27 protein-coding genes are annotated in these 26,720 nt (G+C 60.6%); 7 read left to right on the top strand and 20 right to left on the bottom strand.

Annotated elements, in window-relative coordinates:
* Positions 1–294 carry a ribbon-helix-helix domain-containing protein gene (locus tag ACT6VE_RS30305; protein ID WP_444801968.1) on the bottom strand — a complete coding sequence of 98 codons (294 nt, stop codon included), beginning with the start codon at positions 292–294 and terminating at the stop codon, positions 1–3.
* Between the two features lie 93 nt (positions 295–387).
* Positions 388–1,440, bottom strand: coding sequence for an NAD(P)-dependent alcohol dehydrogenase (locus ACT6VE_RS30300; protein ID WP_444801967.1), 1,053 nt, complete (start codon positions 1,438–1,440; stop codon positions 388–390).
* 214 nt (positions 1,441–1,654) lie between these two features.
* Between ACT6VE_RS30300 and ACT6VE_RS30295 the strand changes: the two genes are divergently transcribed.
* Both ACT6VE_RS30295 and ACT6VE_RS30290 read left to right on the top strand, forming a co-directional pair.
* Positions 1,655–3,535: a sigma-54-dependent Fis family transcriptional regulator gene (locus ACT6VE_RS30295; protein ID WP_444801966.1), complete on the top strand. Its 1,881-nt coding sequence runs from the start codon at positions 1,655–1,657 to the stop codon at positions 3,533–3,535.
* On the top strand, positions 3,532–3,858 hold the full coding sequence (locus ACT6VE_RS30290) for a hypothetical protein (RefSeq protein ID WP_444801982.1): 327 nt from the start codon (positions 3,532–3,534) through the stop codon (positions 3,856–3,858). The genes ACT6VE_RS30295 and ACT6VE_RS30290 overlap by 4 nt, the downstream gene beginning before the upstream one ends.
* Here ACT6VE_RS30290 and ACT6VE_RS30285 read toward each other — a convergent pair.
* Positions 3,814–4,122: a ribbon-helix-helix domain-containing protein gene (locus tag ACT6VE_RS30285; protein WP_444801965.1), complete on the bottom strand. Its 309-nt coding sequence runs from the start codon at positions 4,120–4,122 to the stop codon at positions 3,814–3,816. The two genes, ACT6VE_RS30290 and ACT6VE_RS30285, sit on opposite strands and share 45 nt — an antisense overlap.
* 192 nt (positions 4,123–4,314) lie before the next feature.
* Between ACT6VE_RS30285 and ACT6VE_RS30280 the strand changes: the two genes are divergently transcribed.
* The 3 genes from ACT6VE_RS30280 to ACT6VE_RS30270 all read left to right on the top strand — a co-directional run bounded on the left by ACT6VE_RS30280 (position 4,315) and on the right by ACT6VE_RS30270 (position 6,954).
* Positions 4,315–4,710, top strand: coding sequence for a VOC family protein (locus ACT6VE_RS30280; RefSeq protein ID WP_444801964.1), 396 nt, complete (start codon positions 4,315–4,317; stop codon positions 4,708–4,710).
* A gap of 75 nt (positions 4,711–4,785) precedes the next feature.
* Entirely contained in the window at positions 4,786–5,313 is a 528-nt protein-coding gene (locus ACT6VE_RS30275) for a gluconate 2-dehydrogenase subunit 3 family protein (protein WP_444801963.1), read from the top strand.
* Between the two features lie 69 nt (positions 5,314–5,382).
* Positions 5,383–6,954: a GMC family oxidoreductase gene (locus ACT6VE_RS30270; protein WP_444801962.1), complete on the top strand. Its 1,572-nt coding sequence runs from the start codon at positions 5,383–5,385 to the stop codon at positions 6,952–6,954.
* 151 nt (positions 6,955–7,105) lie between these two features.
* Here the strand turns inward: ACT6VE_RS30270 and accC are convergent, their stop codons facing one another.
* From accC to ACT6VE_RS30190, 16 genes are all read right to left on the bottom strand, one after another.
* Positions 7,106–8,473 (bottom strand): acetyl-CoA carboxylase biotin carboxylase subunit, encoded by a 1,368-nt coding sequence (gene accC / locus ACT6VE_RS30265; protein ID WP_444801961.1) that lies wholly within the window; start codon positions 8,471–8,473, stop codon positions 7,106–7,108.
* A gap of 22 nt (positions 8,474–8,495) precedes the next feature.
* Positions 8,496–9,002: an acetyl-CoA carboxylase biotin carboxyl carrier protein gene (accB, locus tag ACT6VE_RS30260; RefSeq protein WP_444801960.1), complete on the bottom strand. Its 507-nt coding sequence runs from the start codon at positions 9,000–9,002 to the stop codon at positions 8,496–8,498.
* Positions 8,992–10,533: a hypothetical protein gene (locus ACT6VE_RS30255; protein ID WP_444801959.1), complete on the bottom strand. Its 1,542-nt coding sequence runs from the start codon at positions 10,531–10,533 to the stop codon at positions 8,992–8,994. Before ACT6VE_RS30255 ends, accB begins: the two co-directional genes overlap by 11 nt.
* Before the next feature lie 93 nt (positions 10,534–10,626).
* The gene (locus tag ACT6VE_RS30250) at positions 10,627–11,715 is read right to left on the bottom strand and encodes a glycerol dehydrogenase (protein ID WP_444801958.1); all 1,089 of its coding nucleotides are present in this window, start codon (positions 11,713–11,715) and stop codon (positions 10,627–10,629) included.
* A complete protein-coding gene (locus ACT6VE_RS30245; RefSeq protein WP_444801957.1) occupies positions 11,712–12,251 on the bottom strand; it encodes a 2,4'-dihydroxyacetophenone dioxygenase family protein in 540 nt (179 codons plus the stop codon). The genes ACT6VE_RS30250 and ACT6VE_RS30245 overlap by 4 nt, the downstream gene beginning before the upstream one ends.
* 17 nt (positions 12,252–12,268) lie before the next feature.
* On the bottom strand, positions 12,269–13,045 hold the full coding sequence (locus tag ACT6VE_RS30240) for an SDR family NAD(P)-dependent oxidoreductase (RefSeq protein WP_444801956.1): 777 nt from the start codon (positions 13,043–13,045) through the stop codon (positions 12,269–12,271).
* A 10-nt stretch (positions 13,046–13,055) separates the two neighbouring features.
* The gene (locus ACT6VE_RS30235) at positions 13,056–14,042 is read right to left on the bottom strand and encodes a transketolase family protein (RefSeq protein ID WP_444801955.1); all 987 of its coding nucleotides are present in this window, start codon (positions 14,040–14,042) and stop codon (positions 13,056–13,058) included.
* Complete coding sequence (locus tag ACT6VE_RS30230; protein WP_444801954.1) at positions 14,035–14,877, bottom strand: transketolase; 843 nt, start codon at positions 14,875–14,877, stop codon at positions 14,035–14,037. Before ACT6VE_RS30230 ends, ACT6VE_RS30235 begins: the two co-directional genes overlap by 8 nt.
* A 37-nt stretch (positions 14,878–14,914) precedes the next feature.
* Positions 14,915–15,823, bottom strand: coding sequence for an SMP-30/gluconolactonase/LRE family protein (locus ACT6VE_RS30225; RefSeq protein ID WP_444801953.1), 909 nt, complete (start codon positions 15,821–15,823; stop codon positions 14,915–14,917).
* On the bottom strand, positions 15,820–16,497 hold the full coding sequence (locus tag ACT6VE_RS30220; protein WP_444801952.1) for an HAD family hydrolase: 678 nt from the start codon (positions 16,495–16,497) through the stop codon (positions 15,820–15,822). The genes ACT6VE_RS30225 and ACT6VE_RS30220 overlap by 4 nt, the downstream gene beginning before the upstream one ends.
* Positions 16,494–18,044: an FGGY-family carbohydrate kinase gene (locus ACT6VE_RS30215; protein ID WP_444801951.1), complete on the bottom strand. Its 1,551-nt coding sequence runs from the start codon at positions 18,042–18,044 to the stop codon at positions 16,494–16,496. The genes ACT6VE_RS30220 and ACT6VE_RS30215 overlap by 4 nt, the downstream gene beginning before the upstream one ends.
* Positions 18,041–19,573 (bottom strand): FGGY-family carbohydrate kinase, encoded by a 1,533-nt coding sequence (locus ACT6VE_RS30210; RefSeq protein WP_444801950.1) that lies wholly within the window; start codon positions 19,571–19,573, stop codon positions 18,041–18,043. Before ACT6VE_RS30210 ends, ACT6VE_RS30215 begins: the two co-directional genes overlap by 4 nt.
* Before the next feature lie 9 nt (positions 19,574–19,582).
* Complete coding sequence (locus ACT6VE_RS30205; protein ID WP_444801949.1) at positions 19,583–20,740, bottom strand: ABC transporter ATP-binding protein; 1,158 nt, start codon at positions 20,738–20,740, stop codon at positions 19,583–19,585.
* A gap of 11 nt (positions 20,741–20,751) precedes the next feature.
* The gene (locus ACT6VE_RS30200; RefSeq protein WP_444801948.1) at positions 20,752–21,627 is read right to left on the bottom strand and encodes a carbohydrate ABC transporter permease; all 876 of its coding nucleotides are present in this window, start codon (positions 21,625–21,627) and stop codon (positions 20,752–20,754) included.
* Positions 21,624–22,622: a carbohydrate ABC transporter permease gene (locus ACT6VE_RS30195; RefSeq protein ID WP_444801947.1), complete on the bottom strand. Its 999-nt coding sequence runs from the start codon at positions 22,620–22,622 to the stop codon at positions 21,624–21,626. The genes ACT6VE_RS30200 and ACT6VE_RS30195 overlap by 4 nt, the downstream gene beginning before the upstream one ends.
* 102 nt (positions 22,623–22,724) lie before the next feature.
* Complete coding sequence (locus ACT6VE_RS30190; RefSeq protein WP_444801946.1) at positions 22,725–24,221, bottom strand: ABC transporter substrate-binding protein; 1,497 nt, start codon at positions 24,219–24,221, stop codon at positions 22,725–22,727.
* A 150-nt stretch (positions 24,222–24,371) separates the two neighbouring features.
* On the opposite strand from ACT6VE_RS30190, the gene ACT6VE_RS30185 reads away from it, so the two are divergent.
* Positions 24,372–25,745, top strand: a complete 1,374-nt coding sequence (locus ACT6VE_RS30185) for an aminotransferase-like domain-containing protein (protein WP_444801945.1) — start codon at positions 24,372–24,374, stop codon at positions 25,743–25,745.
* A gap of 524 nt (positions 25,746–26,269) precedes the next feature.
* Positions 26,270–26,512 (top strand): restriction endonuclease, encoded by a 243-nt coding sequence (locus ACT6VE_RS30180; RefSeq protein ID WP_444801944.1) that lies wholly within the window; start codon positions 26,270–26,272, stop codon positions 26,510–26,512.
* Here ACT6VE_RS30180 and ACT6VE_RS30175 read toward each other — a convergent pair.
* A partial coding sequence (locus ACT6VE_RS30175; RefSeq protein WP_444801943.1) for an integrase core domain-containing protein occupies positions 26,499–26,720 on the bottom strand: 222 nt, incomplete at its 5' end. The genes ACT6VE_RS30180 and ACT6VE_RS30175 overlap by 14 nt on opposite strands.

Here is a 26,720-nt window from a genome sequence, read left to right as displayed (position 1 = left end):
TCAGGCCCGGTTTGCCGCCTGGATCCCGTCCCGGCATTCCTCCTGATAGAGGAGACAGACGGTCCGCAGCATGGACGCCAGATTGGAGATGCCGCCGGGCAAGTCCATCGCCTCGGCGTAAAGCTGCGAAATCAGCTTGGAGGTGGTCAGCCCTTCCGTCTTCGCTATGCCTTCCAGAACCTGCCAGAACGCCGTCTCGAGCCGGACACTGGTCGAATGTCCCGAGATCCGCACCGACCGGCTGACCTTCGCGAACCGTCGCGGGCTCTGGTCTGTCAATACCCTGCACATCATGGTCTGTTCCTTCGGTTCCTCGCACCGTCAACAAACACTCCCCGCCGTTTGTTTCGGCAGGGAGTGGCAGAAGGTTTGCGACTGATCGGCATTTCAGGGAATGAGCACGGCGCGCCCGTGGATCTTGCCGTCGCGCAGATCCTTGAGCGCCTGGTTGGCATCGGCGAGCCGGTATTCGACGGTCGTCAGATCCACGAGCCCTCGGTCAGCGAGCGCCATCAGTTCGGTCAATTCCGCCCACGTGCCGACCAGATTGCCGATGATGTTCTTTTCGGAAATCACCATGTCGACCGTCGGAATGCGGATATCCTCGCCATAGCCGACGACATAATAGCTCCCCATCGGCCGGGTCATCTTCAGGCCCTTGAGCGTCGTCCCCTTCTCGCCGACGAAGTCGATGACGGCTTCAGCCCCCTGCCCGCCGGTCAGTTCGAGCACGGCCTCCACCTCATTGCCGTCGGCCTTGACCAGCTTGTCCGCGCCGATCCTGCCGGCAAGCGCCAGCGAAGCGTCGGAGATATCGACGACAATCACATCGGCCGCGCACATGGCCTTCAGGCACTGGATGCCGATATGTCCGAGCCCGCCGGCGCCGATGACGACGACCGATTCACCGGGCAGCAGATGGCGGGTCGCCTTCTTGACCGCGCGATAGGCGGTGAGGCCGGCGTCGGCGTAAGGCGCGACCTCCTTGGGCGCCAGCGTCTTCGGCAGCGGCACGATGTTGCGCTCGGAGGTGCAGAGGTATTCGGAATAGCCGCCGTCACAATCGAGCCCGGGGAATTTTCCGGGACCATGCATGTCAAAACCACGACGGCAGGCAAGGCAGGTGCCCCCGGAGATCTTCGGATGCACAATCACCGGATCACCGACCTTGATGCCCTCGACTTCCTTGCCGATGGCTTCGACCCAGCCGGCATTTTCATGGCCCATGATCAGCGGCAGCAGCGCGTTACCGTTCGGGTCCATGTGCGGGCGCCAGATGCCTTCAATGATGTGCAGGTCCGTGCGGCACACCCCGGCCCCACCGATCCGCACGATCACGTCGGTCGATTTCTTGATCGTCGGGTCGGGGACATCCTGAAGCGAGACCCACTGTCCCGTTTCGAGCTTATCGTCATATTGCGTCAGAACTTGCGCCTTCATGCTGGTGTCTCCTCCTTCGGCGGGCGAGTGCCCGTTGCCGGGGATAAGCAGCAAGCGCCATGCCATACAGAAAATACAAGCGATACCAACATGATAAGCAGAGTACGCCGCGCGGCGACTGTTCACCGACTGAACGGTGCGGACAGTGGACCTGTCCAGTTTCTGTTCATTGCGCAAGCGCGCTGAAAGCAGTTATCCTGCTTGAGGAGGAGACATGCAGCATCTATCCGGAATGGACCGCGCTCGCAACGCGCTCGAAAAGGGCGAGCGTTTTCTAATCGGCACCCTGCAACCGATCGTTGCCGACAGCTGGCAGCGATGCCGCGATTTCGACCTCGATCCACGCGGCACGCCACGCCACAACGTCATTGCCTTCACCGACGTGAAACAGCGGCGTGAGGTCAATGCCGCCATGCGCCTGCTGGCGCTGGCCGAGATGCAACTCCTGCATTCCCAGATCGCCGGCTCCAATTTCATGATCGCGCTCGGCGATGCGAACGGCGTCGTGCTGGACACGATCAGCGACCAGCACTTCGCCGACAGCGATGCCGGCCGCGCCATCATTCCCGGCAGTATCTGGAACGAAAGCGAGCGCGGTACCAATGCGCTGGGGCTTGCCGCCCTCGTCGAAAAGCCGGTGGCGATCTATGGCCGGGAGCACTACTTTACCTGCCACGGCCATCTGAGCTGCATGGCAGCCCCGATCTTCAATTCGGATGGCAGGGTTCTTGGCCTGCTCGACGCATCCTGCGCCAATGAAGCCCGCCAAGAGCACACCCATGCCCTTGTCCGCATGGCCGCGGCCCAGATCGAAAACGGCCTCCTCTACCAAAACCATTCCAAAAGCTTCGTCTTCGCCTTCCATCCGCGCGTGGAATATCTCGACACGCTCTCCGCCGGCCTGGTTTCCGTCTCGCTCGACGGCGAGATCCTGTCGATCAACCGCCCGGGTAAGACCTTGCTGGACGGCTTGCCCGCGCTGCTGGGCAACCATTTCGACATGCTGTTCGAAGCAGGCTTCAGCCAAGCGGTCGACGGCCTCCTGAAGGGTGGCGTCATCCGGATCCGCGATCGGGCGGGCAGCGGCGTCTTCATGGTCTGCCGGCAGATCGGTGAACACCACGCCCCGGTGCGCAAACACGCGTCCCCATCCATGCCAGCGCTGATCCGACGGGAAAGTGCGCCGGACTTCATCTCACACGACCCGGCCATCAAGCGGTCGCTCGACGACCTTGCCGAGGCGGCGACACTCTGCATGCCCGTTCACATCACCGGCGAGACGGGCACCGGCAAGGAACTGATGGCGCAGCATGTTCACAAGGTCAGCGCACGCAAGGGCGAGTTCGTCGCCCTCAATTGCGGCGCTGTGCCGGAAGAGTTGTTCATCGCGGAAATCTTTGGCCACGAACGCGGCGCCTTCACCAATGCGCGCGCCGAAGGTTCTATCGGGCTGGCACGCGTGGCTGATCGTGGCACGCTTTTCTTCGACGAGGTCGCCGATATTCCGCTCGCAGCGCAGACCTCGTTGCTGCGGTTTCTCGACAGCATGGAAATCCGCGCCGTCGGCGCACAGAAGACGCAGAAAGTGGACGTTCAGATCATCTCGGCCACCAATCGCGATCTGGAAAGCATGGTGTCGCAACGGCAGTTCCGCGCTGACCTCTACTACCGCCTGAACGCCTTCTCCATCCGCTTGCCGCCGCTGCGCAGCCGGACCGATTTTGCAAGCATCGTGCGCCACCTCATGGACAAGATGGCGCCCGGAACACCGGTGACCGATGCGGCGATCGCCACGCTCTCTCTAAAGAAATGGCCGGGCAATATCCGCGAACTCAGGACCACCCTGCAGCGCGCTTTGGTGCGTCGGAGCGCCGACTACATTGATGAAAGCTGCTTTGACGAGGTCAACCTCGGCCCCGACCTTGCGTGCGATTGCTGCGAAGAATGCCAGGACCGCCCGCTCAGCCGCGCCAAATGCCAGGAAATCCGTTCGGTGTATGAAAAGACCCACCAGAACATTTCTCGCACGGCGCGGGAACTCGGGCTATCGCGCACCACGGTCTACAAGCATGTGCGAACGACCGGTGAGGCATAGCTCCACGGCACTTCTTCTGCCGCGTCTTCCACCAGGATTGCATGATCGCCAAGGGCGTGAACTGGTTGGAGACGGAGCATAAAATCCTTGGGGTGCAGGACGGGCGCAAGGTAAGATACCGCCCCGAACACACCGTCGGACGCCTCTATAGAGCGGAAGAAGCGGTGTCCGCTCACTATCGCGCGCTGGTTCCCTGCAGATGCTTCAATCCGCTCGTTGGACAGACAGCGAAGTGGTGTACCGGGGATGGGTCTCGTTCCCCAGCGTCCACCTTCAGTCTACTCGGCGGCGGCGACGATGCGGAAGCGTGGAGCGGTCTCTGATTTGTCCGCGTTCATCAGGTAGATAAGACAGCTCGTGCGGAGGAGCGAAGTGAAGTTCGAGATCGAACCGTTGATCTCCAGCACCTCGTCGTACATCGTCGACAGGAACCGCGCCGTCGACATGGACTGGCCATCGGCGATCTCATCGATCAAGACCCAGAAGGCCGCTTCGAGCTGGATGCTGGTGGAGTGGCCTCCGATCCGGACCGATCGGTTTATCGGACGATACCGTTCCGGGTTCTGGCCTGCATAAATTTCACACATTGAATCCACCTCTTATTATTTTCTGTGAGAATGCCCGGACGCGCGCAGATCGTCAAACGATCTTGACGCTCAAGGCGCGTTTCAAGGCCGTACTGTCGTGGATTCCGTACACATTTTCGCATGCGGTAATCGGTTGCTACCCACACTCGCTTCGCCTGATCTAGATTCGTTCCAGCAATGGGAGACGTAGTTTTGGCGAAAGCAATTCACTCCATGATCCGGGTTCTCGACGACGCCCGCTCCGTCGAGTTCTACAATAGGGCATTCGGCCTCAAGGTTGCCCAGCGGTTCGATTTCGAGACCTTCACCCTTGTCTACATGAGCAATGGCGAATGCGAATTCGAAGTCGAGCTGACAATCAACAAAGGTCGCACCGAACCGTACACTCTTGGAGATGGGTACGGACATCTCGCCGTATCGGTTTCCGATCTCGATGCCGAGCACGCCCGCATGACGGAAGCCGGGCTCAACCCGAACAAGATCGTAGAGTTCAATCGCGACGGCGGCCTGCTCGCCCGCTTCTTCTTCGTAACCGATCCGGACGGCTACAAGATCGAGGTCCTGCAACGTGGGGGCCGCTACAAGTAACCGAGCGCGCCTGAGGAGGAGCGCACGACCACGTGCCTGCCTGACGCAGGCATTCGACCCAAGGGAGGAACCGAAATGACGACGATCTACCAACAGCGCGGCCTGTCACGCCGCGAGCTTCTGAAACGCGGCACGATCGGTGCTGCGCTCATCGTCTCTGGAAGAGCGGTCATCAGCCCCGATAATGCCTGGGCCCTGGAAACCACCACGCTCAAGCCCGACACGATGGCGACCCTCATCCAGATGGCGCGCGACACCTACCCGCATGATCAACTGGCCGACCGCTACTACGCCATCGCCATCAAGGGCCATGACGCCAAGGCCGGCAAGGACGCCGCCTACAAGACCCTGCTCGAAGACGGCGTTGCCGATCTCGACAAACGCGCAGGGACCGGAGGCTATCGCGGACTGAAGTGGGAAGACGATCGCGTCGCCATCCTTCGTGACGTCGAGAAGAGCGCCTTCTTCCAAGCCGTTCGCAGCGACCTAGTGGTCAGCCTCTATAATCAGAAGGAGATTTGGCCTGTCTTCGGCTACGAGGGCGAGTCCTATTCCAAGGGCGGCTACATCGCGCGCGGCTTCGACGATATCGAGTGGCTATGACAAAAATACGGGCCGTGCCGGAGGAGGCGCTGGCCAAGAAGGACGACTTTGCAATTCCGGGAGGAAACAATGGCAGCTCCATATCAGCTCAACGACGACAGCGTTGTCGTCATCATCGGGTCCGGCGCCGGCGGCGGCACGCTGGGCAATGAACTCGCCCAGAAGGGCGTCGACGTCGTGATACTCGAGGCAGGTAGCCGCATCGAGTACGAGGATTTCATCAATGACGAATGGGAGAGCTTCGCCCAGCTCGCCTGGCTCGACCACAGGACGACGGGAGGCGGTTGGCGGGTCCATAAGGATTTTCCGAACCTGCCTGCCTGGATCGTCAAGGCTGTCGGCGGCACCACCACCCACTGGGCTGGCGCGTCACTGCGCTTTCAGGAACACGAGTTCCAGGGCCTTACCCACTACGGCAAGGTCGAGGGCGCAAACCTGCTGGACTGGCCGATCACGCTTGCAGACCTCGAGCCATTCTACGCCAAGGCTGAGGACAAGATGGGTGTGACCCGCACCAACGGGATCGCGGGCCTACCTGGCAACAACAACTTCAAGGTCCTGAAGGCCGGCGCCGACAAGCTCGGTTACACGGAATGTCACACCGGACAGATGGCGATCAACTCCGCCGACCGCGATGACCGGATGGGCTGTCAGCAGACGGGCTTCTGCTTCCAGGGATGCAAGTGGGGCGCAAAATGGTCGACGCTCTACACGGAAATCCCCAAAGGAGAGGCGACGGGCAAGCTTGAGGTCCGACCCAATTCGCATGTCGTAAAGATCGAGCATGACAAGACAGGCAAGGTCACGGGCGTCGTCTATGCCGACAAGGATGGGAAGCTGCACGAGCAGAAGGCACGCATCGTCGCCGTCGCCGGAAATTCGATCGAAAGCCCGCGCCTGCTCCTGAATTCGCACTCCGCGATGTTCCCCGACGGCCTCGCCAATTCCTCCGGCCAGGTCGGCAAGAACTACATGCGTCATACGACCGGTTCGGTCTACGGTGTGTTCGAAAAGCCCGTCCATATGTATCGCGGCACGACCATGGCCGGCATCATCCGCGACGAGGCGAAGCACGATCCCTCACGGGGTTTTGTCGGCGGCTACGAGTTGGAAACGCTGGCGCTCGGCCTGCCATTCATGGCGGCGTTCCTCGATCCCGGCGGCTGGGGCCGCTCGTTCTCGTCAGCGCTCGACAGCTACTCGCACATGGCGGGCATGTGGATCGTGGGCGAAGACATGCCGCAGGAGCAGAACGCCGTCAAACTGCATGCCGAACTCAAGGACCAGTACGGAATGGCAATTCCGGACGTATGGTTTACCGACCATCCGAACGACGAGGCCATGCGCAACCATGCTTACAAGCAGGGCATCGCGCTTTATGAGGCGGTCGGTGCGAACCGCGCCTTCCCAACACCACCGTACCCGTCTACCCACAATCTCGGCACCAACCGGATGAGCGCCAAGGCTTCGGATGGCGTGGTGAACAAGTGGGGTCAGACCCACGACATCAAAAACCTGTTCGTCTCTGACGGTAGCCAGTTCACCACGGGCGGCGCCGAGAATCCGACATTGACGATCGTGTCCCTTGCGATCAGACAGGCTGAACACATCTCCCAGCAAATGGCCGCGGGCATGATCTGACCGCACGCTCCCTCCGACCGCGGTCGTGCGGCCGGACCTCTCCGCGGCGCTGTTCGAGCTTCACACAGATAGATAGCGCGCCTGACTGGGTGCGCTATCTATCTGATAAAGACAAAGATCATTGCGCAGCGTCTTTGCAATACGTGGTCAACTACACACCATGTTTTGCAGTTTCCATGAGTTCGCTTACAAACGCGGTATTGAAATCACTCGACTGAAATTTCGGATGGCTCAACACCGCTTTATGGAAGCTGGCAGTGGTGGTCACGCCCTCGATTACGACTTCGTCCAGCGCCCGGAGCATCCTCGCAATGGCCTCGTCGCGATCCTTGCCCCAGCAAATCAGCTTGCCGACCATGGAATCGTAGAATGGCGGGATCACGTAGCCGGTCTCGATGTGGGTTTCCATCCGAATGCCGAAGCCGCCCGGCGGATAATAGCGACCCACTTTCCCGGGACTCGGCGCAAAATCCCGCTCGGGATTTTCCGCGTTGATGCGGCATTCAATGGCATGCCCTGAAATGCGGATGTCCTCTTGACGCAACTCGATCGGCATTCCGCTTGCGATTTGGAGCTGCATCTTGATCAGATCGATGCCGGTCACCATTTCCGAGACCGGATGTTCGACCTGAATGCGGGTGTTCATCTCGATGAAATGGAATTTTCGTTCGCGGTTATCGAAGACGAATTCCACCGTTCCGGCGTTCTTGTATTGGACAGCATTGCAAAGTGCTATGGCCGCATCGGCGAGTGCGCTTCGCAAGGTCTCGTCGAGAACGGGCGACGGCGCTTCTTCGATGAGCTTCTGATTGCGCCTTTGTGCCGAGCAGTCACGCTCCCCCAGATGGAGCGTCCGAGTGCCGTCAGAAATCACCTGAATTTCGATGTGCCTGATGTCGGTCAGATAACGCTCGATATAGACGGAAGCATCACCGAAGGCGACCTCCGCTTCGGACATGATTTCCGAGAGATCGCGTTCGAGGGTCTCGCGCCGCTGCACGACACGCATTCCGCGCCCGCCGCCGCCTGCAGCCGCCTTGATCAGCAATGGGAAGCCGACCTCGTCTGCGACGGCAAGGGCTTCCGCAGCGTCCGAAATCGCCCCGATCGAGCCCGGAACATTCGGAACCCCCGCCTGGCGAGCGATCTTCTTCGCCTCTATCTTGTCGCCCATCTGGCGAATGACGTGCCCGGAAGGGCCAACGAAGATGAGGCCCTCCTTTTCACATCTCTCGGCGAACTCCGCATTCTCCGCCAGGAACCCATAGCCGGGATGAATAGCCTCAACTTTGAAAGCCAAAGCCGCGCCGATGATGGCCTGCTGGTTGCGATAGCTGAACTTCGCTTGAGCAGGTCCGATGCAAATGGACTGATCGGCAAGCCTGACCGGCAGGGAGCCGGCATCCGCTTCGGAGTAGGCAATCACGCTGCGGATACCAAGCTCCTTGCACGCGCGAATGATCCGCAGAGCGATTTCGCCGCGATTGGCGATCAGAACGCTCTTCATGAGTACTGGCATTGTTCGTCTCCGATGTCGGCGGTCATCCGTGTTTCTTGATGATCATCAGCGGTTGGCCGTATTCGACAGGCCGTTCGTTATCGACAAAGATCTTGGTAACGGTCCCCGCGACACCGGCCTCGATGCTGTTCATCAACTTCATGACCTCGACGATGCACAGCACGGTTTGCGCATCAACCGCGTCGCCTGTCCTCACAAAATTCGGCGCTCCGGGATTGGGTCCAGCATAGAAGGTACCGACCATCGGTGCCTTAATAAGGACCTCGTCGGCGGCCAGCTCACTTTTCGGAACGCCAGCAGGGGCAACCACCACCGCTGCCGTGTCGATCGCGGGAGGCGCTGCGAACACCGTTGCCACGGACGAGGGCGCAGCCTGCTGAGCCGGCTGCTGTGTTGCTGCCTGCTTGTTACGCGAGATGAACAGCTCCAGTTCGCCGAGCTTCAGCGAGAATTCGCGCACATCCTCAGTAACGTTTACCCAGTCGACGATCGCCTTTACTTCTTTCAGATCGATAGCTTTAAGCGACATTTTCACGTTCTCCCTTTTCTAGGCTGATGTGCACATCAGCAGTCTTCAAGACGATGGTTCCGGTGCTCTTTTTCCTGTGAAGGCCTTTGATCAGGTCCAGAAGAGAGGACGGCACATTGTCAGCCCTACCCGCGGATTCCACGACCTTCTTCATGTCGTCGACCTGCGTGCCGGCAAACATGGCCCGCAGGAGCACATGATCGATGCTGTCGTCAGGATGACGCGCCTGGATGTCCGGCAGCATCGGCGCGATCGGTGTCGGCTCGTGCGCAATGTTGGATGCCCCATTGGCAATGATCCGCTCATGCAGCTCTGGCGCGATCGGAGCGAGAAGTTTGCCGTAGTAACCGAGCGCATATTTCTTGATCTCGTTCGGCACCACGCCGTACCGGTCACCGGAAATCATGTTCATGACGGCCTGGGTTCCGACGAACTGGGCAAAGGGCGTGATCATGATCGGAAAGGCCAGCTCGGCGCGGACCCTGGCAACTTCGTGGAGAAGCTCATCAAATCGATGCGAGAGACCTGCCGTTTCCAGTTGGGACCGGAAATTTGAAAGCATACCGCCGGGAAGCTGGTGCATGTAATGAAGGCCGTCATATTCAACCGGGATACCCAGAGGCTTGCCTTCGTCCTCTGCAATTGTTTTCAGTTTTTGTGAAATGGCATCGATGGCATCGTCGTTGACGTTCACCCTGTATCCCAGTGCCCGCAGATCTCGAACGATGCGCTGCGTCGAAGGCTGACCGGCACCGTTGGCAAGTGGCGCGATCGACGTGTGCAGGGCATCGCAACCGAGTTCGACTGCCTCGAGATAGACCAATGGTGCCAGGGCTGTCAGGCAATGACTGTGAAGCTCGAGTGGACGGTCGCCGATGACATTCTTGATCGCAGGAACCAGAGTACGAATCCGTTCCGGCGTCAGCAGACCGCCCGCATCCTTGAGCATGACGGCGTCGACGTCGGTCTTGTCTATCAGCTCGCGGGCCTTGGCGATGTAAAGTTCGTCCGTGTGGATCGGGCTTTCACAAAATGACAGGGCACCGAAAGTAGAGGCCCCGAGTTGCTTGGCTCTGATGAGACCTGGCGCGATATTGTCGATGTCGTTCAGGCCGTCGAATGAACCGATGATGCGAAAGCCATTGGCGTAAAGCCGCTCGACCCAGGCCGTGATGACATCGTCAGCCAGAAAGTCGAATGAGGCTATGTTTTTGGAACGGATCAACGCCCGAAACCGGGTACTTGGTGCGCTCGCGTGGGCCAGTCTCACCCGTTCCCAGGGGTCTTCCTTCAGATAGCGAACCGCGACATCGAACTGGATCGGTGCCATCAGGTCGACCTGTTCGAAACCGCCATGATCGAATTCGTCTGCCATGGAAAGAATGTGTTCCGTGCGCATGCGTGTCGCCCACAGGCTCTGGTGCCCATCCCGCAAGGTGGTGTCGATAATCTTGATCTCGCGTCGGCTGTTGGCCGGCCGGCCACCCATGCTCATGATGCTGGCGATCGTTTGCCTGTTTTCTGTGGTCATCTCATAGGTCTCCAGCCATTGTTTTTCCAAGTCTCATCACACATCGCGCGGAACCAAGGAGAACTCCCGGTATTCGGGCGCCATTGACCGGGGTCATGCCGCCAGCCTCTCGACGCGATTGATCGCAGCGGCGACATCGGCAGCGGTGATCGCGAACGGCAGGTTCTTGAGATGCGGCGCGGTCGTCGTCCAATCGGCGATCTCGGCGATTTCCGGTCCCGTTGGGTTTTCCATGCCAAGCTGCTGCAGCGTCGTTGCAAGTTCGAGGGAGCGATGGAATGCGATCATGTCCACGAGTTCGGCATCAGGACGGCCTTCCGCGGCGAGTTGAACCAGAACCCCCCAGGCGACGTGCTGACCGTGAATGGCATTTTTCGCACCGCGCGCTTTGACCAGGCCGCGTGTCAGCGAATGGGACAGCGACAATCCGCCATTCTCAAAACCAAGTCCGCTCATCAAGATCACTGCTTCGACGGTTGCCTCGAGCGCTTCGCTGACTTCACCCCGTTCCACCGATTGCAGCGCGGCGGCGGAATGCTGGCGCAGGACGCGGTAACAAGCATCGGCGATGACGATACCCGTGAGCAGTGGCCGTGTTCCGAAGGGAGTGATCCCGGTCCCCGCAAGGCAAGCGTCCGCCTCGAATTTCTTGGATAGCGCGTCGCCGATGCCGGCGCGCAGGAACAGCGCCGGCGCTGCCGCAATTAGGTTTGTATCGACGATCACCGCCTCGGGGCTGCGCTTCAGCCGGTCGACCGAGATCATTACGTGATGATCATCATACATCGCGATCGAGGCACTGGTCGGGCTGTCATTGGAGGCGATGGTCGGCACGGTGATGACGTCGATGTCGAGTTTCAGCGCCAGGCCCTTGGCGGCATCCAGTGACTTTCCGCCACCGATACCAATGGCGACGCCGGGAACGGCGCCGTCCAACGATTCCTCCAACGCATCGATTGCCGCATAGGTGATCTCGCCGCCAAAGGCGCGGATCACCGGCGTCAACTCCGCCTCGCGCAGGATGGTCTCTATGCGGGAGCCCATTTTTTCGAGGATGAACGCATCGGCAATCACCACCGGAGAGGGCCCGAAGGTGGCCGCGACCTTGCCCAGTTCATCCAGCGCATCCGGACCCTGGATATAGCGGTGAGGAGCACCGAAAATCTTGCGCAGCGGGCTCATCGGGTAATTCCCTCGGCAAAATCAGCGCCGAGACCGATCGCTTCGTAATGATCACGGGCGGCCGCCAGCTTGGTGAAGACATCCTCGTAGCCAAGTGCAACGCCATCCGGATCGACATAAACGTAACCACCGGTGACATGGAACAGTGTGATCATCTCCGGCACGTCGTCAGGCACCACCAGCGTATGGGTTTCGCCGGGCGGCTCGAAGGCGTAGCTCAATGGCACAGCCTCCCAGTCATGCTCGAGATAGGACCAGCGGCCTCGCAGCGTGAAGGCGTGGACCGGGCCGGCATGGCGATGACGCGACAGCACACCGGAGTTGCGGACCCGCAATAGGTTGACGTAGTAGCCCTGGCTGACACAGAGAACGAGAGGCTTGAACCAGACGCCAGCGGCCTGCGGCACCCAGAGATGTTCGTCGGCATCCAGATCCAGGGCGCCGGGCATGAAGGTATCCGGCATCATGCCGAATGGCTGTGGTTTTCGGTAAGCGACCTTGGTGTTGTCGCGGCGATCCCGAACTGCATCGAGCATGGTGTCCTCCTAGTGCCTCAATCGAGCGGGAATGCGTCGCTGGGCGCACCCCAGGCGCAGTAGCCCCCGTCGACCGGCAAGGTGATGGCGGTGATGAACTTCGCCTTGTCGGAGGCAAGGAACACCATGGCTTCGGCGATATCCTCGGCAAAGCCGAGCGTTCCCATCGGTGTGCGGCGGCGAATGCGCTTTTCGTCGATCTTGCCCTCGGCAATCAGCTTTTCGGTGAGTGGCGTCAGCATGTAGCCGGGCGCAACAGCATTGACGCGGACATTGTGCGGCCCCCATTCGCAACCGAGCACTTGGGTCAGCATGCCGATACCGGCTTTCGCTGCGCTATAGGCTGTGCGCACCGGCAGACCCAGCAGGCCGGCGATCGAGTTCAGGTTGAGAATGACGCCGGATCTCTGCGCGATCATCGATGGCGCCACCGTCTTCGAGACCAGATAGGTGCCCGTCAGGTGCACGTCGATCAGCCGCTGCCAGTGGGTCAGCGTCTGATCCACTGTCGGGGTGAAACTGTCGGGCATGCCTGCGTTATTGACCAGGATGTCGATGCGGCCATACCGTTCCAGCACCGTCTCGACCATCGCGCCGACATCCGTCTCGCTGGAGACGTCACCGCCAACGGAAAAATGTTTGTCGCCAAGCCGGGCGGCCGCTTCCCTGGCCGCATCGGCACGCAGATCATTGATGACGACGGTGGCGCCTTCGCGGCCAAAGGCCGTCGCGGTGGCATAGCCTAGCCCGCTCGCGCCGCCCGTGACGAGCGCGATCCTGTCTTTCAGCAACATGTGTTTTCTCCTATTGCGCGTCGATGATGGCGCGGGTGAACCGCGGCAGATCGACACCGTATTTGGCTTCGAGATACTCCTGAGAGCCACATTCGAAGAAGCTGTCGGCAAGGCCGATCTTGATCATCGGCTTGACGATCCCGGCCTCATAGAGCGCCTCGACCACCAGTGAGGCGAGACCGCCGGACGTCTTGTGGTTTTCGGCAACGATCAGACGTTCGAAGCGACTGGCGAACTCGATCACCGACGTCGCATCGAACGGCTTGATGGTGCCGACATGCAGGACGCCGGCATCGACGCCCGCATCCTGTGCCACCTTGGCTGCATCCAGGGCCCGCGAAGTCATGTAGCCGGTTGAAATGATGCCGACATCGCGGCCGGGCCGTAGCACCTTGGCCTTGCCGACCTCGAATGTGTAGTCGGCTCCCAGCTCGACCGGCACCTTGCCACGCAGGCTGCGGACATACACGGTTCCGGGAATATCGGCGACGGCGCGCACCACCTGCTTCAATTCCGTGGCATCGCAGGGGTCGATGATGGTCAGGTCGGCGATGCCGCGCATCATGTTCAAGTCTTCGGTCGCCTGGTGGGTGGCACCATAGCCATTGACCAGACCCGGCATGCCGGCAAAGATCTTCACGTTCGCCATCGAGTGGGCGCAGGCGAGCGCCACGAAATCATAGGCACGGCGGGTAATGAACACTGAATAGGTGGTGCAATAGGCAATCTTGCCGGTTTTGGCTAGGCCTGCCGCCGTCATGATGAGACTCTGCTCCGCCATGCCGACATTGAAGAATCGGTTTGGGTGCGCGTCTCGAAACGGCAGGATGTCGCTGTAGCGGCCCATGTCGGCGGTCAGCCCGACGATCTCTGGCCGTTCGTTTGCAAGCGCTGCAAGTGTGTGCCCGAACGGTGCGATTTCCGTCACCTTACCGGCGATGTCGATGAGTTCGCCCATGCCGCGCGTGCGGCCGGATACGGTTTGGGTATCAGCCATTGTGTGTCTCCAGTTCCTCGGTAAGAGCGGTCCATTCCGAATTGTCGATGCGCACAAAATGGGCGCGGTCTCGGGCCATGATCGTGGGGACACCGAAGCCCGGTGTGGTGCGCATGACGATGGCCTTGGGCTTGCCGTTGGGGCTGCGCGAACTGGCCAGCGCCGTCGTCAATTCCTCTACGCTGTTGCCGTTGATTTCGACGGTCTCGTAGCCGAAGGCCGTCATCTTGTCGGCCACGGGCTCGATCTTCACCGTTACCGGCCCGTCGGCCTGGATGCCGTTGCAATCGATCATTACAACGAGGTTGTCGCACTTGAACGTGGCGCCGGCCATGGCCGCCTCCCAGGTGGACCCCTCCTGCAGTTCGCCGTCGGAAAATTCGCAGAAGACGCGCGCCGATGAACCATCGAGCTTCAGGCCCATGGCCATGCCCACCGCCTGACCAAGCCCATGGCCAAGCGATCCGCCAACCATCTCGACGCCCGGCGTTTCGTCGAAGGTGCTCATCGGCAGACGCGAACCATTGAGACCATAGCTGGCCAGCTCGGTCGGAGAGATGATCCCGGCTTCCGCCAGCACCGCATACATGGCGATCGAATAATGCCCCGTCGACAGTACGAAACGGTCACGCCCGTTCCATTCGGGATCCTGCGGATCGTAGCGCATCTCGTGGAAGTAGAGGCTGGCCAGGCAATCGGCCATGCCGAGACCCTGGGCAATGTACCCTTCGCCCTTGCCCGTTGCCATGCTCATCATCTTGCGGCGCAGATTGAGCGCATGCCCCCTGAGTGCCGGCAGGTCAACCTCGGACGGCGGATGGTTCAATATGCTCATAATCGATTTTCCTTATGCAGCAGAAAATGAAATCGGTTCAGACAGGCAGGCCGGGACGCATCCAGTCCATGGAGACCAGCCGGCCGCTCCCCGACAGGGTGATGAAGGCGGTCTTCATGCCGGGGCCGCCAAAGCAAAGATTGGTGGTGTAGGGATCGGGTGTACGGATGCGCTCGACTTCTCTTCCTTCCGGTGAAACGACGACGACGCCGCCGAGACGCAAGGTGGCGATGCAGATGTTGCCGCCGGCCTCCACAGCGAGTGAATCGTAGCGCTGGAAGCCGGGAAGGCCGGCGGCAAGATCGCCACCGGTCGGTGACGGCCAGTCGGCTTTGGCAAGCACCCCCGGTGCGTCCACCCGCCACGACCACAATCGCCCGGAGGAGGTTTCCGCCACATAAAGCGTCTTGCCGTCCGGCGAGAGACCAATGCCATTGGGGCCGACCAGCGGATAGGCCACCTCCTGGATGAAGCTGCCGTCGGCCCTTGCATAATAGACAGCGCCGAAATCAACCTTGCGGCCCTGACGGTGACCGTGATCGGTAAAATAAAAACCACCGAACCGGTCGAAAACGATGTCGTTGGGTGCCGACAGGGCGATGTCGCCACAGCGGTCGTAGAGCCGTTCGACCTTGCCGGTTTCGGGATGCACTTTCTGGATGCTGCCGCCTTCATTGTCGGCCGCCTTCGCAACCGGACGCCAATTGCCGCCGCCGCGATCCCACGAAAAGCCGCCATTGTTGCAAATATAGAGATGCCCGTCCGGTCCAAGCGCCAGACCGTTGGGTCCGCCGCCTGTCTCCGCGACAACTGTCTTCCGGCCATCCATGGTGATCCGCGTCAGCCGGCCGGCGGCGATTTCGCCGAGGATGATGCTGCCATCGAGCATCAGCACCGGCCCTTCGGGAAAGGCGAGATCCGCGGTTATTTCCCTGAACGCCCTCACGATTGCGTTCCTGCCGTCTGGATGATGCCGAGGGCCGCGGATAGTGCCTCGACGCTGTCGACCAGGGTGTCTGGTCTGTGCGGCTGGAGCATCGTCCGGTCATAAAAGCCGTAGCTGACGGCAACCATCTCCATGCTGGCGGCACGGGCGGCGAGAATGTCCTGCGGGCCGTCGCCGACATAGATTGCCTCGGCGGCGTGGGCGCCCGCCCGCTTGAGACCGAGCAGGATAGGCGCCGGGTGCGGCTTTCGATCCACGGTATCCTCAGCCGTGACGATGACCGCGAAGGTCTCCGGCGCGATGCCGGCGACGCCGAGATCAATGAGGGTGCGCTCTAGCCCCTTGTTGGTGACAACGCTCGGCTGGCGGCCATCGCGAACAAGTGCGAATATCAGATCACGGATACCATCGAACACCTTCACCAGCCCGGTGCAAAGCGGATAGGCGTCGCGATAGGCGGCATGCAACTCGTCTATCCGATCCGGCGCGACGACCGCGAACACCTCGGCCGGCCGCATGGCGAACAGATCGGCGACCGGAAAATGCGCCGGCGGGAAATCGCTGTTCAGCTTTTCGCGGAACACCCGCGTGTAACAACCGACGACGGCCGCACGGGTATCGACCAGCGTCCCATCGAGATCGAAGAAAACATGCTTCTTGGGTGTCGGCGTCATGGCGCGTCCTTTTTGCGGTGGGTGCGCTCCACAAGTGCAGCACGAAGTTTCCAGAGAGGGGCAAGATCGCGGCCGAGATCGCGAAACAGCGGATAGGCGGCGGCGTAGCGGGCGGCGAGGACCGGATCTGGCTCGACCGTACTGGCGATCCGCACCATGGCACTGGCGGCATCCGGCAAGCTCGCATAGAAACCGGCAGCCCTTGCAGCAAGCAGGGCAACGCCAAGCGCCCCCGTTTCCTCGGCTTCGGGAACCTTGAGCGGCCGGTTCATCGCTGCCGCGCAGATGTCCCGCCACAGCGGCGAACGAGCGCCACCGCCGGTGATGCGGATTTCGTGCACGGGTGCATTCAAGGCGCCGTAACAATCGATCATCGAAAAGGCGACGCCTTCCATGACACCGCGCACCAGCGCCATCGGCGTGGTTGCCATGTCGAGGCCGAAGATCGAGCCCCTGGCGAGCGGCTCATGACGAGGTGCCGTCATGCCGGACGTGTTGAAATAGGGATGGATTAGCAAGCCGTTGCTCAAAGGCGGGATGGCACGCGCCTCTTTCTCGATCCGGTCGAAGAGGTCGCCGCAATCCGGACCAAGCGCCTTACCGCAGAACGCGGAGACGATCCAGTCAAGGCAGAGCGAGCCGCCGCCGGTGTTCGACATCAAACGCTGCCAGCGCCCCTCCGGCATCAGAAACAGGAAGCCCACACCCGCGGGCTCCAGAAGCGGTTCGTCGACGGTGAGGTTGTTCATGAAGCTGGTGCCGATGACCGTGACCGCCTGCCCGCTTTCCAGCGCGCCGACGCCGATGGCGGCGGCAACCGCATCACCGGCACCAGTGACCACGAGCGTTCCTTCGGCCAGCCCCGTCTCGCTGGCCGCCATCGTGGTAACCCTGCCGACGACGGCGCCGATTTCCAAAACCGGAGCCAGCCTCGTCCGCATCTCCGGAACGCCTGCGAGTTCAAACAATTCATCGGAGGGCAGGCGCCGGCGGATGTCGCAGGGAAAGAAGGACAGGTCCGATTCGTCTGTGGCGATGACATCGGTCAGTCGGTAGTTCACGTAGTCCTTGGCGCAGAAGACGGTGGCGATGCGGCCATAGAATTCCGGATCATTGTGCTTCAACCAGCCGAGCAGCACCAGAGGCAGACCGGGGATCGGGGCATTGCCGGAGATCTCGAACAATCGCTGTACCCGACCTTCGGCCTTCCACTGCTCCAGCATGGTCGCCGTGCGCCCATCCGGCCATGCGATGGCGGGACCGGCCGGACGGCCTTTGCTGTCGAGCGTCCAAAGCCCGCCCATGTGGCCACTGACACCGACCGCAGCAATGTCGTTCGCGTCGATGCCGGCATTGGTGATCGCCTCGCGGATGGCCGCCGCGACACCGGCATAGGTGCCGTCCATGTCCTCTTCGTGCCAATCCGGATGCGGCCGGAAGCTTTTGGTAGGGCGACGGGCGGTTGCCAGCACACGGCCGTTGGCGGCATCGAAAATCGCGGCCTTGGTTGTAGTGGTTCCCTTGTCAATGCCGAGGATATAGCTCATGCCGCCACCTCGCCTTCCGCCGCCAGAGCGGCTCGAGCGGACGAGTAGGTGCGATAGACGTCGCGCGACTGCCGGTAGAGGTCGAACCAGCCATCATAATCGCTGCTGGCGCCGGGGTTCGGCTCATAGCGTGCCGCAACGTGCGTGGTTGCGGCAGCAGCGGTTTCGAGATCCGGCCAGAGACCAGCCGCCATGCCGGCAAGGAGAGCTACACCGAGAGCACCGGACTCTTCGACGGAGGCAATCTCGATCGGCACGCCGCAGATATCGGCAAACATCTGTGCCCAGAAAGCACTCTTGGCGCCGCCGCCCGTCAGTACAAGCGACCGGGGCCGGGTGCTCATCGCTTCAAAGCAGTCACGCGTGGCAAAGCACAATGCTTCATAGACGGCGCGCAGCAGATGGTCGTAGCCGGTATGGCTGCCGACACCGAAAAAGCTACCGCGGGCAAGCGTGTCGAAGAAGGGCGCGAGCACGCCGCTGCCATTGACATAGGGTATGAAGATCACCCCTTCGGCACCACGCGAAACGGCAGCGGCCTGCCGCTCGAGCGCGGCAAAATCAGTTGTCCCATGTTCCGTCACCGGTGCGCCAAAGCGCTCCAGAAACCAGTCGAAGGCGATGGTGCCGGAGGTGTTGGGCAGAATCCGCAAATAGCGATCGAGCGGCATCGCAAAAAGAAAGCCGAGACCTTCCGGAGCCCGTTCGGGGCTCGTCATGACCTGGCTGTTAAGGCAGCTGGTCCCCAGCACCGTCAATGCCGCCCCTGGACGGATGGCGCCGACGCCGATCGCATTGGCACACGCATCCCCAAGCCCGGTGACGACGGGCGTTCCCTCCCGCAACCCTGTCTCTGCCGCTGCAGCGGCGGTGATCGTGCCGGCGATATCGCCAGACGGCAGGATCTGCGGTAGCTTGCCGATCCAGGCCGACGCACCGCACAGTTCCATGACGCGGGGAGAATGCATCCGACCATCGATGTCGCCGGGAACGAAGGAGACATCAGATGGATCGGTGGCGACAACGCCCGTCAGGCAGAACCGCAGATAGTCCTTGGCGCACAGTACCGATCGTGCCTGCGCCAACGTTTCCGGTTCGTGTCTGGACAGCCAGCCGAGTAGCATGGCGGTAATCCCGGGCATGAGCCCGTTGCCGGAAAGAGCAAAGACCTCCTTGAGCAGACCGACCTCTTCCATCGCCACCTGGTCCGACTGGGCGCGGTTGTCCGGCCAGCAAATGGCGTTGCGCACCGGTTGTCCCTCCGCGTCGATCAGCCAGGCGCCGCCCATATGACCGGCAATGCCGATGGCCGCGATGTCGGCCCCGGAAATCCCCGCCTCGGCGAGGGCGTCCTGCACCACCGCGACGCACAGCGCCCAAGTGGCGCGCGGGTCTTCTTCATGCCAGCCGGCCTTCGGCTGCAGAACTTGGACGCGGCGCTGGGCCACGCCGCACGCCGTGCCTGATGTGTCGAACACCACCGCCTTGATGACGGACGTTCCTTTGTCGATGCCGAGGAGAAAGCTCATCGTGATGCCTCAAGCGTAGGAGGCCAGACGGTCGATCTGCAGAGCAGACTGGCCGGAGGCGAACCGCAACGTGCGCTGGTCATCGCCGTCGAAGACATAGAGCGCGTCGTCTCGGATAACGATATCGACAGGTTCGTCGATGCCGAAACGGTAGCTCGGCGAGGTCATCGCCTGGATCGTCGTATCGCCGGCCTGGACCGTGACAAGGATGGCGTCGCCGAGCTGCTCGGCAACATAGACCCGGCCGGACAGGGTCAGCGCATCTCCGCCCCGCGGCGCCTCACCCTGCTTATAGACCGAGACACCACTTGGGCGGCTGCCCACTTGAACTTTGCGACTCTGGCTGCCGACATGCGACTTGACACAGTCGGGCAGCATGACCTTGTGCGTGCCGCACTGGCCCGACAGGTCCGGCGTGTCGCACACGTCGCTGACGGTGAAGACGTTCATCGAATGCAAGCCGAAGAACTGGGCGACGAAGGCGTTGACCGGGCGCATGTAAATCTCGTCAGCCGTGCCGATCTGCTGCATCAACCCGTCGCGCATAACGGCGATGCGGTCGGTCATCGTCATGGCCTCGATCGGGTCATGGGTGACGATGACGGATGTGGTGCCGAGCGCCCGTTGCAGGCGCTTCAGCTCGCCGCGAAGCCGGGCGCGCAACAGCGTATCGAGATGGGCAATCGGCTCGTCGAGGCAGAGAAGATTGGGGCGCCTCACCAGGGCGCGGGCGATCGCGACACGCTGCTGCTGACCGCCAGACATCTGCGAGGCCCGCCGGTCGATCAGATGGCCGATATTGAGCAGGGTCGCCACTTCGGCCACTTTCGCCTCGATGTCGGGCTTGGACAGGCCGCGGATCTTCAACGGATAGCTGATGTTCTGGCGTGCACTCATATGCGGATAGAGGGCATTCTGCTCGAACACCATCGCGACGTTGCGCTCCTGCGGTGTCTTCGCCTCGACCGACAGGCCATCGAAGGAGATCGTGCCGGAGGTCGGGCGTTCCAGCCCCGCCAGCATACGCAACACCGATGTCTTGCCGGAGCCGGAGGGCCCAAGCAGGCCGAAAAACTCGCCGTCCTCGATCTTGAAGGAGATATCCCGCACCGCATGAACGGCGCCGCCATACCATTTGTTGATACCCGAAAGGGTGACTGATGCCATGACTGGTCTCCTTACCGTCCGCCGCTGCCGACGGAAAAACTGCGAATGAGAAAGCGCTGCATGTAGTAGGAAAGCACGAGCAGCGGAGCGATTGCGACAATGCCGATGGCGCCGAGCTGGCCCCAGTTCGGCTGCTGGAACAGGAAGAAGCTGGCAAGAGCCTTCGGCAAGGTGATGACCTTTTCGCCGGTCAGCACGAGAGCGAACAGGAACTCGTTCCAGGCAAAGATCATCGCCAGGATGCCGGCCGTCAAAATGCCGGGGGCCGACAGCGGCAACAGCACGTCCCAGAACAGGCGGTACCACGGTGCCCCGTCGATCCGGGCCGCCTCCTCATAGGTCTTGGGGATCTGGCGGATGAACTCGGCCAGCAACCAGATGACCAGCGGCAGGTTCATGAAGGTGTAGACGATGATCAGGCCGGTATAGGTATCAAATAGCGACAACTGCTGGAACAGCAGATAGAAACCAATCACCGGAACGATCGGGGGCATCATCCTGAGCGACAGGATGGTGAAGCTCAGCTGCCCATGGGCGGAAAAGCGTCGGGCCAGCGCATAGGCCGCAGGGTAGCCGAGCAGGAGGCACAGCACCGTCGAGACGGAGGCGACGATCAGGCTGTCGCCGATGCCCTTGCCGCCGCCGATTGCCCAGCCGTCGCTGAAATTGATCAATGTGCCGTTGACCGGCAGCACCGATGGCGGGCTGGTGAACAGCTCCGCATAGGGCTTGAAGGCGGTCAGAAGCAGCCAGGCGAGCGGCAGCAGGAAGAGAGCCAGAACCAGTACCAGCACGACGTGCTTGATGACGACGGAGAACCGCGCGGACAGAGCCTCTTTTTCAACGACCGGTTCTTCGGCCGGTGCAAGTGAGATCGGCATGGTCATGCTTTCAGTCCCTGATTGTTCACCGCAGTGGCGTTGATTACGGTCGGTGGCAGCGGCGCGTCGGAAACCGGCGCCTTGTCGAGGCGCTTTGCAAAGCCAAGGATCGCCATGGTGCCGCCGGTCAGAAGCACTAACTGGATGATGCTGAGCGCACCTGCTGTCGAAAATTCGAACCGGCCGAAGCCCATGTCATAGGTGTAGTAGGCTAGGTTCTGCGTTGCCGTGCCGGGGCCGCCGCGCGTCAGGATGTAGATGATGTCGAACACCCGGAAGCTGTCGATGAAGCGCAGCACGAAGGCGACCATCATGTAGGGAAACAGCATCGGCAGGACGATGTTGACGAAGGTCTGCCAGCGGTTCGACCCGTCCACCTTGGCGGCTTCGTAGACACGTTGTGGAATGGAATTGAGACCGGCGAGCAGGACGATCATCACGAACGGCGTCCACTGCCAGGTATCGACCATCACCAGCGTCGGCAAAGCCCAGTCGGGCGATTGCGCCCAGGCCGGCGGATTGAAGCCGATGGCTTTGAGGAAATTGTTGAGGGGCCCGTAGATCGGATTGAGAAAGAGATTCCACGAGAAGCCGACGACAATCGGCGCCACCATCATCGGGATCAGGAACAGTGACGCATAGAATTCGCGCCCGCGCGTCACGCCGTTCAGGAGCAGCGCCATGCCGAGGCCGGCTGCGATCTGTAGCGGCACCGCCACCAGCGCGAAGATCGAGGTGATGCCGAGGCTTCGCCAGAAGCGTGGATTCGACATCATCCTGGTGAAGTTATCGATCCCTACCCACTCGATCGGGATCGGAATGGCCAACTGATAGGACGTGAAGGACGCATAGATCAGATAGACGAACGGCCAGATGGACAACACGCCCAGAAAGGTCAGTGCCGGCCCCAGCAGAAACAGCGTCGCCCGCCGTTCCCCCCTGTCGTCTCTCATCGTCTTTGCAGGCGGCAATGCTTCGCCCTGAACAGGTGTCGCGGTCATCAGGTCATCCGGATTCTGTGTCGAAAAATCTTCTCCGCCCGGCGGTGGTGCCGCAGCGGTGGGGCTGTCGCCGCCGGAAAAGCCGGCAGCGACAGGGGAGGATCAGGACCAGTAGCCCTGCTTGATCATCCGCTGACGATACTCGTCATAATGTGCGATCTGTCGGTCGCGTCCGTAGGTCTCGGTGGTTTCCTCGAACTCGGCCGCCATCGCCTCCAACGCCTCCTTCGCCGTTGCCTGGCCGGTGATGGCGCGCGGTACATGCTGCATGATCGAGCTCAGATAGCGGTTGGTGCCGGGGATCGAGATATCGAGATAGGCCTTGGGGGCGGCAAGCAGTTCCTTGCTGACGCTGGCAAAGTTGTCGGCAAAGCCGGATTCCGACTGCAGTGGGAAGGTGCTCTTCGGATCATCGAACATGCTGTTGCGCCAGGGATCCATCAGCGACTGCTCGAAGGTCTCGGCCACCCAGCGGTTGGCGTTGGCCGACTGCTGCATCCACGCGATCACCTTGAACGCGCCTTCCTTGTTCTTCGAGTTGGCCGCAATCCCCATGGCGCGGCCGTAGGGCAGGATCGTCACGTCCCCAAAACTGCGGGCACATTTGATCTTGCCGGCGACCTTGGAAATCTTCGGATCGGCAGCCCCCTTCGGCATGTCGGTCCACCAGTTCGCCTGGGCGACGCGGCCGTCGAAGAAGATCTGCCGTCCCACATCCCACGGCATCGCCTGGGCGAGGTCCTTTGGCATGAAGGTCGACATTTCGGTATAGCGGCGGATAGCCTCCTCGCCGATCTCGTTCACCAGCTTCGGCTTCATCTGCTCATCGAACAGTTCGCCATAGCGCACGCCCTTTTCTGAGCCGAGCTGCACCAACTGATTGATGAAGAAAGCATAGACGAAGAAGCTGGTCACTTCGACGTGGCCGTAGAGATTTTGGTCGGGGCGTGTGAAGAACTCCGCCGTATCGCGGTACTCCTTGTAGCCCTTCGGCGGTGCCAGATCGTAGCCGTACTTCGCCTTGAAAGTCGCCATCTCCTGTTCATTCTCGAACAGGTCGGTCCGGTAGGTATTGATGAACATGTCGCCGTCGATCATGACACCGACGATCTTGTTCTCATAAATATTGAGCTGCTGGAACGGCTTGGCGATATCGGAGAAATTCAGCTCGTCCAGCGTGCCGACCTCGTCGAGCGGGGTCAGGAACGGGCCGAAATCGCCGACGAAATTCGGCCAGAAGTTGAAGACATCAAAGCGCGCCGTGCCCTGACGCAGCGCCAGCAGGTTCTGGTCGTACATGTTGCCGAGTGGATAGGATGCAAAATCGACGTCAATTCCGGAGGCAGCCTTAAATTCGGGGGCGAAGGTTTTAAGGATCGGTGTGAACGCGCCGCTGTCGAGGCCAACTGTGACCTTGCCGCTGGCTTCCTGTCCCGCTGCCGACAGCACGCCGCCGAAGGTGGAAAGGGTTGCGGCCGCCCCGAACAGGGCACTGCGTCGCATCAGTTCGCGTCGCGAGATCAGGCCTTTCGTATCGATGCTGGATAGAACGTCGAGATCGCGCTCGACCGTTTTCGGACGTCTGTTAAGCAGATGCATGTGTGGTCTCCTCCCAGATGACACTCTCCCGCCAACCTGCCGCTTCTTTCGCCAGAGCCTCCTTATTCTCTGCCGGTGGACAAATTGAGCTTTCGAAGTGACCCTAAGCATGTTATTGGAATATGACAATCAATATATTGACATACAAAAATGCTGAACAATGTAATACAATTTGGCGAAAAGCCGGGCTATGCGACCATCGTGTCGACGATCGTGGATGCCATTGCGCGGCGCCTTCTCGTCGCCGGCGAACGGCTCCCACCGCAACGAGAGCTTGCACACAAACTCGGTGTGGCAATTGCGACCGTGGGGCGTGCCTATTCTCAACTTGAGCTTCAGGGCTTCGTGGAGAGCCATGTCGGTCGCGGGACGTTTATCGCCGGCGGACGGCGACGAGCGGACGGAGCACTAGACCAAGCGGATGCGGAAACGATTGATCTTTCAATCTACCGTGTGCCCGTGGCGGACCTTGACAGCGCACTGTCAGACACTCTCAAGGCTATTATCGCAGAACATCACCCGCAGCAGATTCTGGGTTCATCGCCAGCGGCCGGTCAACTCAGTCACAGACAGGCTGTTGCCGGCTGGCTGAAACGCTACGGTGTGGATGCCTCGGCGGGACAAATCATCATCACCAATGGCGGGCAGCATGCCGTAATGGCTGCCATCTCGACACTGACGCATGCGGGCGAGACGATTGCGACGGAGGAATTCACCGATCCGAAGATGAAGTCCGTCGCCAGCTATCTCGACAGAAAGCTCATCGGCGTCGAGATGGACGGGGATGGCATGATACCATCCTCGCTCGAAGCGCTCTGCCAGAGGCAATCAATTGGCGCCGTCTATGTCACGACACGGGGACAAAATCCGACCAATGCAACACTGCCGCTGCACCGCCGGAAAGAGATAGCGGAAATCGCGCGGCGTCACGACCTGCCGATCATCGAAAGCGATATCTACGGCACAACCATGGCCGATCCACTGCCGCCGATTTTCTCCATCGCTCCGGAACGAACGCATTTCCTGACCAGCTTCGGTCGCATCATCGGGCCAGGCATCAAAGTTGGATGTCTTGTCTCCCCACCTGCGGATGTTGCAACGACGCAGGCCGGCGTTGGCATGTCGACGGGATCCGCGACCTTGATTGCCGCTGAAATCGTCTCGCGCTGGATTACGGGCAACCAACTGGAAGGCATGATCCGCTGGCAGCAGGCTGAGAATATTCGGCGGCTTTCACTGCTTACAACGTATCCCCTACTTGGTGGTGCCCGCACGGATGTCACCAGTCCCCATGTCTGGCTTCCCCTGCCTGAGCAATGGCGCGCCGAAGATTTCGTCGATGCAGCCGCCGCGCAGGGCATCACGATCGCTCCAACGCATAGTTTTGTGGTGGGGCGACGCTCCATGCCGCACGCGGTGCGCCTGTGCATCGGCTCGCCGCCATCGGTCGAGGCGTTGCAGATTGCCTGCGAACGCCTTGAACGACTGTTGAACTCGCAGCCGAAGAGTAGTTTCGAAACCTGAACGAAGATTAAACTGCGAGGGATAGCATTGCATCAGGATGGCGGGGGATCCGTCCTCTTCGTCGGCGCAACGGGTGTTGTTGGGCGCGCTGCATTGGAGATCTATGAGAGCGACGACAACTGGGATGTCAGCGTTCTCTCGCGGAAGGAGCCGAACTTTGCAACACACGCCAGGTGGCTTGGAGCTGATCTTGGTAATCTGGGTGCGCTGACCAATACCCTCGCGAGCGCAGGACCTTTCACCCACATCGTATATGCCGCCTGATCGCCCTCTCTATCCTGGCCATTTCACTGGCGTGGCATGAGGGGCTGCTGCGGCATTATACGATCTCAGTACTTTAGTGGATTTATTGCTCGCATGGCTCCGACATCAGTTTGCGCGCCTTGAAGGGATACGAACCCAAGCCCCTGGAACGATACCTTTAAACTGTTGCTTACATTGATATTTCCCGTTGATCTTGGATATCTCATTTTGCACCGTCCAACTTAACCAAGGCTCTGTATCTGCGAGAATAACGCTGGACGATGACCTACGATTTTAAAACGCTTTCGCATCCAGATTTCAGGGATCTTGTCCGCGACTTAATAGGGAAACACTTCGGCGTAACATTCGAGGCGTTTTCTGCCAGCCCAGACCAGGGAATTGATGGCCGGCATTCGAAGGCCGGCGAAACGACCATATTGCAAGCGAAGCATTTTGCCGGCTCACCATTTGCTACCCTCAAGTCTGCGATGAATGACCTTGCCCCCAAGTTTATCCAGTTTTGAATTCGCTCCAGCGGTTTTTGATTGCTGTATTTTGGGCGGTAGCTGCGGGTTGCGGTGCGGAGCCATTTCGGCTGCGCAGCACGGCATCACGTCGCGGCTTGATGGTCTGGGCGAACTCGGCTTGTGTCAGCCAAGCAAGGCCTGAGTGTGGTCGGTGGTCGTTGTAGTCGCTGCGCCAGTTTGAAAGCACCGATCGAGCATGGGGCAG

Origin of the sequence: Shinella sp. (assembly GCF_052438155.1) — a bacterium.
Lineage (GTDB): Bacteria > Pseudomonadota > Alphaproteobacteria > Rhizobiales > Rhizobiaceae > Shinella.
The sequence above is the reverse complement of the archived record's forward strand: the minus strand, read 5'-3'. Positions and strand labels throughout refer to the sequence as shown.

Excerpts from the sequence above, each read along its gene's own strand:
- ACT6VE_RS30210 (WP_444801950.1), bottom strand. The coding sequence starts at position 19,573 with ATGAGCTTTCTCCTCGGCATCGACAAAGGAACGTCCGTCATCAAGGCG.
- ACT6VE_RS30205 (WP_444801949.1), bottom strand. The coding sequence starts at position 20,740 with ATGGCATCAGTCACCCTTTCGGGTATCAACAAATGGTATGGCGGCGCC.
- ACT6VE_RS30305 (WP_444801968.1), bottom strand. The coding sequence starts at position 294 with ATGATGTGCAGGGTATTGACAGACCAGAGCCCGCGACGGTTCGCGAAG.
- ACT6VE_RS30240 (WP_444801956.1), bottom strand. The coding sequence starts at position 13,045 with ATGTTGCTGAAAGACAGGATCGCGCTCGTCACGGGCGGCGCGAGCGGG.
- ACT6VE_RS30255 (WP_444801959.1), bottom strand. The coding sequence starts at position 10,533 with ATGACCACAGAAAACAGGCAAACGATCGCCAGCATCATGAGCATGGGT.
- accB (WP_444801960.1), bottom strand. The coding sequence starts at position 9,002 with ATGTCGCTTAAAGCTATCGATCTGAAAGAAGTAAAGGCGATCGTCGAC.
- ACT6VE_RS30300 (WP_444801967.1), bottom strand. The coding sequence starts at position 1,440 with ATGAAGGCGCAAGTTCTGACGCAATATGACGATAAGCTCGAAACGGGA.
- ACT6VE_RS30215 (WP_444801951.1), bottom strand. The coding sequence starts at position 18,044 with ATGAGCTATATCCTCGGCATTGACAAGGGAACCACTACAACCAAGGCC.
- ACT6VE_RS30270 (WP_444801962.1), top strand. The coding sequence starts at position 5,383 with ATGGCAGCTCCATATCAGCTCAACGACGACAGCGTTGTCGTCATCATC.
- ACT6VE_RS30180 (WP_444801944.1), top strand. The coding sequence starts at position 26,270 with ATGACCTACGATTTTAAAACGCTTTCGCATCCAGATTTCAGGGATCTT.
- ACT6VE_RS30235 (WP_444801955.1), bottom strand. The coding sequence starts at position 14,042 with ATGGCTGATACCCAAACCGTATCCGGCCGCACGCGCGGCATGGGCGAA.
- ACT6VE_RS30245 (WP_444801957.1), bottom strand. The coding sequence starts at position 12,251 with ATGCTCGATGCAGTTCGGGATCGCCGCGACAACACCAAGGTCGCTTAC.
- accC (WP_444801961.1), bottom strand. The coding sequence starts at position 8,473 with ATGCCAGTACTCATGAAGAGCGTTCTGATCGCCAATCGCGGCGAAATC.
- ACT6VE_RS30220 (WP_444801952.1), bottom strand. The coding sequence starts at position 16,497 with ATGACGCCGACACCCAAGAAGCATGTTTTCTTCGATCTCGATGGGACG.
- ACT6VE_RS30230 (WP_444801954.1), bottom strand. The coding sequence starts at position 14,877 with ATGAGCATATTGAACCATCCGCCGTCCGAGGTTGACCTGCCGGCACTC.
- ACT6VE_RS30185 (WP_444801945.1), top strand. The coding sequence starts at position 24,372 with ATGCTGAACAATGTAATACAATTTGGCGAAAAGCCGGGCTATGCGACC.
- ACT6VE_RS30275 (WP_444801963.1), top strand. The coding sequence starts at position 4,786 with ATGACGACGATCTACCAACAGCGCGGCCTGTCACGCCGCGAGCTTCTG.
- ACT6VE_RS30200 (WP_444801948.1), bottom strand. The coding sequence starts at position 21,627 with ATGACCATGCCGATCTCACTTGCACCGGCCGAAGAACCGGTCGTTGAA.
- ACT6VE_RS30250 (WP_444801958.1), bottom strand. The coding sequence starts at position 11,715 with ATGAGCCCGCTGCGCAAGATTTTCGGTGCTCCTCACCGCTATATCCAG.
- ACT6VE_RS30295 (WP_444801966.1), top strand. The coding sequence starts at position 1,655 with ATGCAGCATCTATCCGGAATGGACCGCGCTCGCAACGCGCTCGAAAAG.
- ACT6VE_RS30190 (WP_444801946.1), bottom strand. The coding sequence starts at position 24,221 with ATGCATCTGCTTAACAGACGTCCGAAAACGGTCGAGCGCGATCTCGAC.
- ACT6VE_RS30285 (WP_444801965.1), bottom strand. The coding sequence starts at position 4,122 with ATGTGTGAAATTTATGCAGGCCAGAACCCGGAACGGTATCGTCCGATA.
- ACT6VE_RS30195 (WP_444801947.1), bottom strand. The coding sequence starts at position 22,622 with ATGACCGCGACACCTGTTCAGGGCGAAGCATTGCCGCCTGCAAAGACG.